Consider the following 9,921-nt stretch of genomic DNA (forward strand, 5'->3'; position numbering starts at 1 on the left):
ACAGCGGCGAGATCACCGCCCATTCCGCATCGCTCACATCGTGTCTGCCCGTCATGCTCACCTCCGTTTCCGAAAGTGAATCATCACACCGCCAAAAACGGAATCCCGTTTATGAGTTCACGACCTAGGCGGGTCCGTTAGAGTTTTAAGGGCTTTCCGCGCGGGAATTTCAGTCTCTCAAGGTATGATTGCGCCCAAGAAGGCGAGAGGCCTTCCAAGGCAATCATACGAGGTTCAGATGAGCAGCAGCAGTCAGCCCGGTGTGCAGGCATCGCAGGCGAAAGTGAGTGTTGGCGTGGTTTCCCGCAGGCAGATCCAGGCGCAGGTTCTGCGCCTGGCTTTTCCCCAACCCGAACGTGGCGGGGCATCCGAAAAGAAACTTCAGCGCAATCTGTTTCATGATCTTTGGGATCGGCCGCGGCTCAAGCGGTGGCCCGCCCGTTTCGCCATCCGTCAGGCCCTGACGCGCGCGCAGGAGGCGGATCTCCAGAGAGAGCTGGCGGCGATCGAAACGGAGTTCGGCCGCCGCTCCTGCCGGGCCTAGAGCTTGCCGCAGGCCTGAAGCTGGCGCTTGTACATCTGCGAGCGGTTTTCCACCTCGCCGGCAACGCGCACGAGCCAGGCCTTCTTCTTGTAGGATCCGCGCGCGTAGCCCGTCTGGCCTTCGTGGTAGGCCAGATACTGGTTGCGCGCGTCGGATTTCGAGATTCCCAGTTTCCGGGTGGTTTGATCCATGTACCAGCCCATGAAATCCGTGGCGTCGGAGATGTTGTCGCGCTTGGCGCCGCGGCTTCCGGCGGTGCGGCGGTATTCATCCCACGTGCCATCGAGGGCCTGGGCGTAGCCGTAGGCAGAGGATTGGCGGCCCATCGGAATCACCCCGAGCGAGTAGCGCAGGGGGGTGCGGGCATCGCCCACGAATTTGCTTTCCTGGTAGATCGTGGCCATCTGCACGTTGATCGGCACGCCCCACTTGCGTTCCGCTTTCTTCATGCTGCGGCGAAACTTCGGATACTGTTTCACGATGGAACAGGCGTCGTTGAGATTGCGCGGCGGGGGCGGGGGGCCACCGCACGCAGCCAGAAGGACCAGCAAACTGGCAAAAAGGACCACGCGTTTCATGTAACTGGATCTGCTCGTTTTGTTTTTATGGGGCTAGGTTACCGCAACCGGGCCTCCAAGAAAACGGCAAAGCGCCCCCTCGTGCGATCACAATTTCATTGGGCGGCGGGGCCTCAATTTTGCCGCAATCCGGCGGGGTGACCCTGCGGAAGGTGCTGTGGGATTCCCCTGTTTCGTTGGGGTATTTTGATAAGCCCCTGAAAACTGTCCAAAATTTTGCCACAATCTGTTTCGCTGGAATCCGGGCAGGTTTCATGGACATCGCCACGATTAAGGGCATAATAACCATAATGGGGACAGATGTTATGATTACCACGCGTGCAAAATACCACCTCGGGCAGGTCGTCCGCCACCGCAAGCACCCTTTCCGGGGCGTGATCTTCGACGTGGATCCGGAGTTCGCCAACACCGAGGAGTGGTACAACGCGATTCCCGAGGAAAGCCGCCCGCGCCGCGAGCAGCCGTTCTACCACCTTCTGGCCGTGAACGAACAGGATCACTACGTGGCCTATGTGTCCGAACAGAATCTCATCGCCGATTACACCGGCGAACCGGTCGAGCACCCGGATCTTCCCGAACTCTTCGGCGATTTCCACGATGGGGCCTATCCGCTGCAGTTCCAGTTGAACTGAGCGGAGGCGCGATCAGCGTTCAACGGGGTGGCCGCCGGCCTCCCAGCCTTTGAAGCCGCCTTCCATCTCGGCCACGTTCTCGACGCCCATGTCCTGAAGCGTCTTCGCGGCGAGGGCGGAGCGCCACGCGCTGGCGCAGAACAGCACAAGAAGCCGGCCTTCACCGAGCGCGGGCTTGTAGTAGGGGCTTTCCGGATCGACCCAGAATTCCAGCATCCCGCGCGGCGCGTGGAAGGCGCCGGGCACCCGCCCGTCGCGCTCCAGCTCGCGGATGTCGCGGATGTCGACCATAAGCGCCGTGCCGGCGGCAACCGCCTGCGCGACGGCATCGGCGGGCAGGGTGGTGATCTCGGATTTCGCCTGGGCGACGAGGGTGCGAACGGGTGTGATGGCCATGGTCAGTATCCCAGAGCGGAACCATCCTTGCGCGGATCGGAGGCGCCTTCGAGCACGCCCGTTTCGTGGTTGATGCGGATGGCCTGCGCGCCCCCGATGGCGGTTTCGGGGATGCTCACCCGATGCCCCATCTCGGCGAGTTCCGCGCGCACGGCTTCGGCGTAGCCCCGCTCCACCTTCATGTCGCCGGCATCGGAGAAGGCGCGCGGCGCGTCGATCGCGCTTTGCGGGTCCATTCCGAAATCCACGAGGTTGGAAATCAGGCGGGCGTGGCCGTTGGGCTGGTAGGCGCCGCCCATGACGCCGAAGGGCATGACGAGCTTCCCGCCCTCGCGCAGCATGCCCGGGATGATCGTGTGCATCGGGCGCTTGCCGCCGGCGGCTTCGTTCGGGTGCCCGGCCTCCAGCGTGAAGCCGGCGCCGCGGTTCTGGAAGTTGATCCCGAATTTCGACGAGGCGAGGCCCGAGCCGAAGCTGTGGAACACCGAGTAGATGAGGGAGACGGCCATGCGATCCTTGTCGACGACCGTAATGTAGATCGTTTCCTTGTGGACCTGTTCGCTGACGGGCGCCGGATCCGCCATGGCGCGTTTGGGATCGATCAGGGCGGCAAGTTTCTCCGCCGTTTCCGGCGCCAGCATGTGCGCCAGCCGCGCGGTGTGATCGGCGTCGGCGAGGAACCGGTTGCGGGCATCATAGGCAAGCTTGGCGGCCTCGGCCTCGATATGCGCCCGCTGGGCGCCGAAAGGGTCAAGGCTGGCGATGTCGAAGTGCTTCAGGATGTTGGCCAGCAGGATGGCAGTGGCCCCCTGGCCGTTGGGCGGGTGCTCCACCAGCTCCAGCGGGCCGTAGGTGCCGCTGACAGGGGTGGTGTATTCGCAGGCGGTCGCGGCGAAATCCTCAAGCGTGTGCGTCCCGCCGAGGGCGCGAAGGGATTCGACCATGTCTTCGGCCACTTCGCCCTCGTAGAAAGCGTCGCGCCCGTCCATGGCGATCCGCCGCAGCACCTCGGCCTGCTTCGGCGCGCGGAACACCTGGCCCGGTCGGGGTGCTGCCCCGTCCAGGAGGTAGTAGTCGCGGGCGGCGCCCTGAAGGCTGTCGGCCGCGAGCGCCCAGTCGAAGGCCGTGCGCGGGGCCACGGGCACGCCGGCTTCGGCGTAGTGGATGGCGGGGGCGAGGCTTGTCTTCAGTCCTGCGCGGCCCCAGTCCTTGGACAGCCGGCAGAAGGCGTCGATGGCACCTGGCACGGTGACGGCATGGGCGCTGAGCGGCGGCACCACGTCATGGCCCTGCGCGCGCAGCACTTCGGCGTTCAGGCCCGCAGGCGCGCGGCCGGAGCCGTTGAGTGCGTGGATGTCCTCGCTGCCGGCCGGTTTGAGCAGCACGAAGCAATCCCCGCCGATCCCCGTCATCTGCGGCTCGCAGATGCCCAGGAGCACGGCCCCGGCGATCGCGGCGTCCACGGCATTGCCCCCTGCCTCCAGGATCTGCACGGCGGCCTTGGCCGCGAGCGGGTGCGACGTGGCGCACATGCCGTTGGTTGCGTAGACGGGCGAGCGCCCGGGCAGGTGGAAATCCCGCATGTGTTGCTCCCTTTACGTTCCGCGCAGGAGCCTAGGCTGCGGGCCGGGAAATTCAACATCAATTTCAGTTGCTGGTTTTCTGCGCTGCTGGTGCGGGCCGCTGTACCCCGGTGCACGCAATGGTGGGGGCTATTGCTCACGGCACCGGGGGAAGCTTCAAGCAGCTACCCTTTTTCGGTAGCAGGTGTTTCTGGCCGCGATGCGGAGCGATTGTGGCCGGAATCTGGCAAGGCCGCCGTGCCGCCTGCTCTGCGGATGCAGCGGTGCTCAGGGCGCACCGGCGAGATCCAGCCGGAAACGCAGCTCGTTGCGTGATCCGACGCGGCGGTATTCGATGCCCTGTGCGAGCTGATGGATCAGCAGCCAGCCGAAGCCGCCTTCGGGCAGGGCATCGAGCGCGGTGCCGTCTTCCACGGCACGTCCGCTTGGCAGGGCGCCTTCCGGCATGGGATCGCCTTCATCCGTCACCAGAAAGGAGATGGAGGTGCCCCCGGGAGCGATGTCCACCTCGATGGTGCCGTTGCGCGAGGCGTAGGCGTGTTCCACCACGTTGTTCATCACCTCGCCCAGCACGATCTGGGCCTTGTCGCAGATCGCGGGATCCTGTGCCGCGGCCCGCAGGGCGGTATCGATCCGATCGAGCGCCTGACGCACGGAATGAGCATCGCCGGGGATGCGAAGGGAGATCGTGCTCTGGGGCAGGGTGTCGTTCATGTGGACCTCCCGCCCGATCAGGACGGGGCTGCCGCGAGGGCGGCCTGCACTGAGTCGTGCACGGTGAACACGCTGTCCATCTTGGTGAGGGCGAAGACCTGCGCCACCGCCGGCGAGAGCGCGGCGACTTCCAGCCGTGCATCCGGTGCCAGCAGCTTCATCACCGCCACGAGCGCGCCGAGGCCGCTGCTGTCCAGAAACTGAACCTGAGCCATGTCCAGAACGACCCGGCGCGGGCCGCCGGCGCCAAGGGAACGCATCTGTTCCTTGAACTCCAGCGCCCCGGCCGAATCCAGACGCGACTCTTCGAGCGCAACGACCCGAACATCCCCTTCGTCTCTTGACGACAACTTCATTGCAGCCTCCGAAAGATCACATCCGGGATGGAGGCTAGACGGCAAAGGTTACCATTCGGTATGCGTGGCCAGGAGAGCGCATGAGACCCTTCAGGGAGAGAGAGCATGAAGACAGTGGTTATCGCCGGGGCGGCCCGCACCCCCATGGGAGGCTTCCAGGGCGCCTTCGCGGAGGCCTCCGCATCCGAGCTTGGCGGCGTCGCGATCCGCGCGGCGCTGGGCAATGCCGGCGCCGAGGCCGAAGCGGTGGAGGAGCTTGTCATGGGCTGCGTCCTGCCGGCAGGGCAGGGGCAGGCACCCGCACGCCAGGCCGGATTCCACGCCGGGTTGGGCGAGGCGGTCCCGGCCACGACCCTCAACAAGATGTGCGGCTCCGGCATGCAGGCGGCGATGGTGGCTGCCGACCAGATCGCGCTCGGGCGCGCCGGCCTCGTGGTGGCCGGGGGCATGGAGAGCATGACCAACGCGCCCTACCTGTTGCCCAAGATGCGCGGCGGCGCGCGGATCGGCCACCAGCAGGTGCAGGACAGCATGTTCCTCGACGGGCTCGAAGACGCCTATGACAAGGGCCGCCTGATGGGCACCTTCGCCGAAGACTGCGCCGAGGCCTTCCAGTTCACCCGCGCCGATCAGGATGAATACGCGCTCACGTCGCTGGCCAACGCGCTGGAGGCCCAGAAGTCGGGTGCTTTCGAGGGCGAGATCGCCCCCGTCACGCTCAAGACCCGGCGCGGCGAGGTCGTGGTGGCGGAGGACGAGCAACCCGGCAAGGCCCGCCCCGAGAAAATTCCGCAGCTCAAACCCGCCTTCCGGCCGGACGGCACGGTGACCCCGGCCAATGCCTCCTCCATCTCGGACGGTGCGGCGGCGCTGCTTCTGGCGAGCGAAGAGGCGGCGCAGACCCGTGGGCTGCCCGTCCGGGCGCGGATCCTCGGCTATGCCAGCCACGCGCAGGCACCCGGCTGGTTCACGACGGCCCCGGTCCCGGCTGCGCGCAAGCTGCTCGATCGTCTCGGTTGGACGGTGGAAAGCGTCGATCTCTGGGAGGTGAACGAGGCCTTCGCCGTGGTGCCGATGGCCTTCATGCGCGAAATGAACATCCCGCGAGAGAAGATGAACGTGAACGGCGGCGCCTGTGCGCTGGGCCACCCGATCGGCGCCTCAGGGGCCCGGATCATGGTGACGCTCTTGAACGCGCTGGAAAAACGTGGCCTGAAGCGTGGCGTCGCCGCGATCTGCATCGGCGGCGGCGAAGGCACGGCAATTGCGATCGAAAGGCCATGATGCGCGTAGACTATGAAGCCCTCGGCAAGGTGCTCGACAGCCTGACCGAAGGAGAGACGGACACCGTGGCCCTGATGGCCACGGTGGCCTGCGAGGTTCACCACAGCGACGACCGGTTCACCTGGACGGGCTTCTACCGGAACGTGGGCGGGGACACGCTGAAGATCGGCCCCTACCAGGGCGGGCACGGCTGCCTTGTGATCCCGTTCTCGCGCGGCGTCTGCGGCGCGGCGGCGCGGAGCGGCGAAGTGCAGCTCGTGGATGATGTGGACGCCTTCCCGGGCCACATCGCCTGCGCCTCCTCGACGCGTTCCGAACTCGTTCTGCCGGTGTGGAACGGCCAGGGGGATCTGCTCGGCGTGTTCGACATCGATTCCGATCTTCCCGCGGCTTTCACCGAGCAGGATGCCGAAGCGCTCGCGGTGATCCTCGCACGGGTGTTCAAGGCGGCCACATGAGCTTCGAGGGCTGGATCGTCTTCGCCCTGTTCTGGGCCGTCTTCGTGACGACACCCGGCCCCAATGCCGTCAACTGCATCCAGAACGGCATGCAGTTCGGCTTTCGGAAATCGCTCTGGGGCGTGGCGGCGATCCTCTGCCAGGCCACGGCCTTCCTTCTGCTCTCGGCGCTCGGCGTCACCGCCGTGATCGCGGCATCGCCCGCTCTGTTCCTCGTGATGAAGATCCTCGGGGCCGGTTTCCTGATCGGCCTCGGCGTGAAAGGCTGGCTCTCGGCGGGCCGCCCGCCGCAGGTGCGCGCCGTTTCGGCCCGCGGGATCTTCGGGCGCGCCCTCCTCATCGCCACCATCAATGCCAAGAGCGTGGCCGGCTACCTCGCGGCCTTCTCGCAGTTCGTGCAGCCCGACGTTCCGATCTGGTCGCAGATGGGGGCCATCATGCCGACCGCGCTCACGCTCACCGCATTGTCCTACTGCGGCTACACCGCGCTGGGCGCCGGCCTGGGCCGCGCCGCGCTGGGCGCGGTTCTGAACCTCTGGTTCCGGCGGTTCATGGCGGCGTGCTTCGTGACCTACGGCCTGCTGCTGGGCGGAACCGCCCTGCCGCTGGGAGGGCGCGCATGACGAAATACACAGGTTCCTGCCTCTGCGGCGCCGTCACCTACGAGGTCGAAGGCCCGTTGCGCCCCTCGGTGGCCTGCCATTGCAGCCAGTGCCGCCGCACCAGCGGGCACTACTGGTCCGCCACGCAGGTGCCCGACGCGCGCCTGACCCTGACGCGCGACGACGGGCTGCGCTGGTTCCGCTCGTCCGGCACCGCCGAACGCGGCTTCTGCGGAACCTGCGGAGCGAGCCTGTTCTGGCGCAAGGACGGCGAAGGCATGACCTCCATCGGGTCCGGCACGCTCGATGCGCCCGACGGGCTGACGACGGCGCGGCACATCCATGTCTCCGACAAGGCGTGCTACTACGAGATCGAGCCCGGCCCCGATCGGATCGATTAGGCAGCGCCGGCGCGCCCGCCCCGCGGCGCGCTTGCAGTCAACGTCCGCCCGGGCTAGGCCACGCCCATGAGCGACGTCTATTCCCCGCCCGATGTTCCGCTGGACATCCTGCATCACGATCACGAGATCCTCGTGGTGAACAAGCCCTCCGGGCTGTTGTCGGTGCCCGGCAAGGGGCCTCATCTCGCCGATTGCTTGATCGCGCGGATCCAGGCGGCCTTTCCCGAGGCGCTGTTGGTCCACCGGTTGGACCGCGACACGTCGGGCGTGATGATCTTCGCGCTCACCCCGCACGCGCAGCGCCACCTCGGGCTTCAGTTCGAGAAGCGTCAGACGAAGAAGACCTACGTCGCGCGGGTCTGGGGCCTGATCGAAGAGAATGCCGGCACGGTGAACCTGCCCCTCATCGTGGACTGGCCCAACCGCCCTCTGCAGAAGGTCGATTTCGAAACCGGCAAGGAGGCGATCACCGACTGGAAGGTCATGCGCCGGGAAGCGGCGGCCACCCGCGTGCGCCTCTTTCCCAAGACGGGCCGCAGCCACCAGCTCCGCGTGCACATGCGTGAGATCGGACACCCCATTCTGGGCGATCCCTTCTATGCCACGGGCGAAGCCCTGAAGGCGCCGCGGCTGATGCTGCACGCCGAGACCCTGCGCGTGCGCCACCCGGACGGCGGGCGCGGTATGCAGTTCCGGGCGCCGGTGCCCTTCTGATCCGGGCGGGCTGATCCGGGCGCGCGCCCAGGATTGCCGCTTGGCCTGTGGGGGGTGCTGTGCCTATACATTGCGGGCAGAGCGCCGCATTTCGGCGCGTCATACATGAGGAGCTCAGAGTCATGGCCCTGCGTATCAACGACATCGCCCCCGATTTCACCGCCGACACCACCGAAGGCCGCATCAATTTCCACGAGTGGATCGGCGACGGCTACGCCATCCTGTTCAGCCACCCGAAGGATTTCACCCCCGTCTGCACCACCGAACTGGGCGCCATGGCCGGCATGGCCGAGGAGTTCGCCAAGCGCAACGCCAAGATCATCGGCATTTCCGTCGATCCGGTGGAGAACCACCACAAGTGGAAGGAAGACATCGCCGCCGTCACCGGCAATGCCGTGAGCTATCCGCTGATCGGCGACACCGATCTCTCCATCGCCAAGCTCTACGACATGCTCCCCGCCGAGGAAGAGGGCACCGCAGAAGGCCGCACGCCGGCCGACAACCAGACGGTCCGCACCGTGTTCATCATCGGCCCGGACAAGAAGGTGAAGCTTTCTCTCACCTACCCGATGACCACGGGCCGCAACTTCGACGAGATCCTGCGCGCGCTGGACTCGATCCAGCTGACCGCCCAGCACAAGGTGGCCACGCCGGCGAACTGGAAGCACGGCGATGACGTCATCATCACCGCCGCCGTCTCCGACGACGAGGCGAAGGAGCGGTTCGGCGCCTTCGAGACCGTCCTGCCCTACCTGCGCAAGACGAAGCAGCCCGGCTGAGCCGCCGCGCTCCTGCCGACCGAATGCCCCAGGGCGCCGCCGGTTTCGGTGGCGCCTTTTTCGTGGCCGGTTGCCAGACGCGTCACTTGCGGGTCTACTCTTCCCGTCCGAAGGGAGGGAGAGACATGCGGAAGATCCAGGTGCAGGGCGTGCACCACATCACGCTCACCGGCGCAGACCGCCGGACATCCATCGATTTCTGGGAAGGCGTGCTCGGCATGCCCTTCATCTTCGATCAGCCCAATCTCGACGATCCCCACGAGGGCCATCTCTACTTCGATCCGGGTGACGGGCGGCTCATCACCGTCTTCACCAATGAAACCCGCACGGCCGATCCGCGCCGCACGCCCACCGAGCCGGGCTGCGTCCACCACCTCGCCTTTTCCGTGGGGCTGGCCACCTTCCGCCAGATCGAAGCCAGGCTGGATGAGCGCGGCATCGAACACTCCGGCCACCGCGACCGCGGCTTCATGGAGTCGATCTATTTCAAGGATCCCATGGGGCTGCTGATCGAGCTGGCCTGCTACAAGTTCGAGCCGCCGATGGGCTGCTCCCACGCCGATGTCATGATCACCGCGCACCGGCTGCGGGTGGAACGGGGGGATTACAACATCCAGGAATCCCATCTCGCCGATGCCATCGAGATGCTGGTGACCCGCCGCCAGGACAGCCTGTCCGCCGATCGCGGCCCGAAGAACCCCTACTGAGGCCTGCCGCATGGGGTGAATGGGCAGCGGCGCAGAAAATCACATGAAAAACCACTTTAACATCAGTCACTTACGCAAAAAATTGGATTGATTTGTGATTTTCTTCATTTTTGGTGTTGCGACTCTCTGCGTGTCTCCGTAAAAGCCCCCTCACCGGCGGCGCTGAGGCGCTG

14 protein-coding genes are annotated in these 9,921 nt (G+C 65.9%); 9 read left to right on the forward strand and 5 right to left on the reverse strand.

All coding sequences use genetic code 11. The features are described from left to right. Positions 1 to 238: 238 nt before the first annotated feature. Complete coding sequence (locus tag PSA7680_RS18150; protein WP_139838721.1) at positions 239 to 544, forward strand: hypothetical protein; 306 nt, start codon at positions 239 to 241, stop codon at positions 542 to 544. Here PSA7680_RS18150 and PSA7680_RS18155 read toward each other — a convergent pair. Continuing rightward, a complete protein-coding gene (locus tag PSA7680_RS18155; RefSeq protein ID WP_085870076.1) occupies positions 541 to 1,122 on the reverse strand; it encodes a transglycosylase SLT domain-containing protein in 582 nt (193 codons plus the stop codon). The genes PSA7680_RS18150 and PSA7680_RS18155 overlap by 4 nt on opposite strands. A gap of 305 nt (positions 1,123 to 1,427) precedes the next feature. Between PSA7680_RS18155 and hspQ the strand changes: the two genes are divergently transcribed. Then, positions 1,428 to 1,754, forward strand: a complete 327-nt coding sequence (gene hspQ, locus PSA7680_RS18160; protein WP_085870077.1) for a heat shock protein HspQ — start codon at positions 1,428 to 1,430, stop codon at positions 1,752 to 1,754. Between the two features lie 12 nt (positions 1,755 to 1,766). Here the strand turns inward: hspQ and PSA7680_RS18165 are convergent, their stop codons facing one another. From PSA7680_RS18165 to PSA7680_RS18180, 4 genes are all read right to left on the reverse strand, one after another. Continuing rightward, a complete protein-coding gene (locus tag PSA7680_RS18165; RefSeq protein ID WP_085870078.1) occupies positions 1,767 to 2,150 on the reverse strand; it encodes a rhodanese-like domain-containing protein in 384 nt (127 codons plus the stop codon). Positions 2,151 to 2,152: 2 nt separating this feature from the next. Further along, positions 2,153 to 3,733, reverse strand: coding sequence for a gamma-glutamyltransferase family protein (locus PSA7680_RS18170; protein WP_085870079.1), 1,581 nt, complete (start codon positions 3,731 to 3,733; stop codon positions 2,153 to 2,155). Between the two features lie 267 nt (positions 3,734 to 4,000). Further along, entirely contained in the window at positions 4,001 to 4,447 is a 447-nt protein-coding gene (locus PSA7680_RS18175) for an ATP-binding protein (RefSeq protein ID WP_085870080.1), read from the reverse strand. A gap of 17 nt (positions 4,448 to 4,464) precedes the next feature. After that, the gene (locus PSA7680_RS18180; protein ID WP_085870081.1) at positions 4,465 to 4,803 is read right to left on the reverse strand and encodes an STAS domain-containing protein; all 339 of its coding nucleotides are present in this window, start codon (positions 4,801 to 4,803) and stop codon (positions 4,465 to 4,467) included. 105 nt (positions 4,804 to 4,908) lie between these two features. On the opposite strand from PSA7680_RS18180, the gene PSA7680_RS18185 reads away from it, so the two are divergent. From PSA7680_RS18185 to PSA7680_RS18215, 7 genes are all read left to right on the forward strand, one after another. Continuing rightward, entirely contained in the window at positions 4,909 to 6,087 is a 1,179-nt protein-coding gene (locus tag PSA7680_RS18185; RefSeq protein ID WP_085870082.1) for a thiolase family protein, read from the forward strand. Continuing rightward, on the forward strand, positions 6,087 to 6,545 hold the full coding sequence (gene msrC / locus PSA7680_RS18190) for a free L-methionine (R)-S-oxide reductase MsrC (RefSeq protein WP_085870088.1): 459 nt from the start codon (positions 6,087 to 6,089) through the stop codon (positions 6,543 to 6,545). Before PSA7680_RS18185 ends, msrC begins: the two co-directional genes overlap by 1 nt. After that, the gene (locus tag PSA7680_RS18195) at positions 6,542 to 7,168 is read left to right on the forward strand and encodes a LysE family translocator (RefSeq protein ID WP_085870083.1); all 627 of its coding nucleotides are present in this window, start codon (positions 6,542 to 6,544) and stop codon (positions 7,166 to 7,168) included. Before msrC ends, PSA7680_RS18195 begins: the two co-directional genes overlap by 4 nt. Further along, a complete protein-coding gene (locus PSA7680_RS18200) occupies positions 7,165 to 7,548 on the forward strand; it encodes a GFA family protein (RefSeq protein ID WP_085870084.1) in 384 nt (127 codons plus the stop codon). Before PSA7680_RS18195 ends, PSA7680_RS18200 begins: the two co-directional genes overlap by 4 nt. A 66-nt stretch (positions 7,549 to 7,614) precedes the next feature. Next, entirely contained in the window at positions 7,615 to 8,262 is a 648-nt protein-coding gene (locus PSA7680_RS18205) for an RluA family pseudouridine synthase (protein ID WP_085870085.1), read from the forward strand. Positions 8,263 to 8,384: 122 nt separating this feature from the next. Further along, positions 8,385 to 9,041, forward strand: a complete 657-nt coding sequence (locus tag PSA7680_RS18210) for a peroxiredoxin (RefSeq protein WP_085870086.1) — start codon at positions 8,385 to 8,387, stop codon at positions 9,039 to 9,041. 125 nt (positions 9,042 to 9,166) lie between these two features. Continuing rightward, on the forward strand, positions 9,167 to 9,748 hold the full coding sequence (locus tag PSA7680_RS18215) for a VOC family protein (protein WP_085870087.1): 582 nt from the start codon (positions 9,167 to 9,169) through the stop codon (positions 9,746 to 9,748). Positions 9,749 to 9,921 lie beyond the last annotated feature (173 nt).

The sequence above is a fragment of the Pseudoruegeria aquimaris genome (genome assembly GCF_900172235.1).
Lineage (GTDB): Bacteria > Pseudomonadota > Alphaproteobacteria > Rhodobacterales > Rhodobacteraceae > Pseudoruegeria > Pseudoruegeria aquimaris.

Coding starts and splice junctions, on each gene's coding strand:
- PSA7680_RS18175 (WP_085870080.1), bottom strand. CDS start 4,447: ATGAACGACACCCTGCCCCAGAGCACGATCTCCCTTCGCATCCCCGGC.
- PSA7680_RS18195 (WP_085870083.1), top strand. CDS start 6,542: ATGAGCTTCGAGGGCTGGATCGTCTTCGCCCTGTTCTGGGCCGTCTTC.
- PSA7680_RS18180 (WP_085870081.1), bottom strand. CDS start 4,803: ATGAAGTTGTCGTCAAGAGACGAAGGGGATGTTCGGGTCGTTGCGCTC.
- PSA7680_RS18155 (WP_085870076.1), bottom strand. CDS start 1,122: ATGAAACGCGTGGTCCTTTTTGCCAGTTTGCTGGTCCTTCTGGCTGCG.
- PSA7680_RS18185 (WP_085870082.1), top strand. CDS start 4,909: ATGAAGACAGTGGTTATCGCCGGGGCGGCCCGCACCCCCATGGGAGGC.
- msrC (WP_085870088.1), top strand. CDS start 6,087: ATGCGCGTAGACTATGAAGCCCTCGGCAAGGTGCTCGACAGCCTGACC.
- PSA7680_RS18215 (WP_085870087.1), top strand. CDS start 9,167: ATGCGGAAGATCCAGGTGCAGGGCGTGCACCACATCACGCTCACCGGC.
- PSA7680_RS18210 (WP_085870086.1), top strand. CDS start 8,385: ATGGCCCTGCGTATCAACGACATCGCCCCCGATTTCACCGCCGACACC.
- PSA7680_RS18205 (WP_085870085.1), top strand. CDS start 7,615: ATGAGCGACGTCTATTCCCCGCCCGATGTTCCGCTGGACATCCTGCAT.
- PSA7680_RS18170 (WP_085870079.1), bottom strand. CDS start 3,733: ATGCGGGATTTCCACCTGCCCGGGCGCTCGCCCGTCTACGCAACCAAC.
- PSA7680_RS18150 (WP_139838721.1), top strand. CDS start 239: ATGAGCAGCAGCAGTCAGCCCGGTGTGCAGGCATCGCAGGCGAAAGTG.
- PSA7680_RS18165 (WP_085870078.1), bottom strand. CDS start 2,150: ATGGCCATCACACCCGTTCGCACCCTCGTCGCCCAGGCGAAATCCGAG.
- hspQ (WP_085870077.1), top strand. CDS start 1,428: ATGATTACCACGCGTGCAAAATACCACCTCGGGCAGGTCGTCCGCCAC.
- PSA7680_RS18200 (WP_085870084.1), top strand. CDS start 7,165: ATGACGAAATACACAGGTTCCTGCCTCTGCGGCGCCGTCACCTACGAG.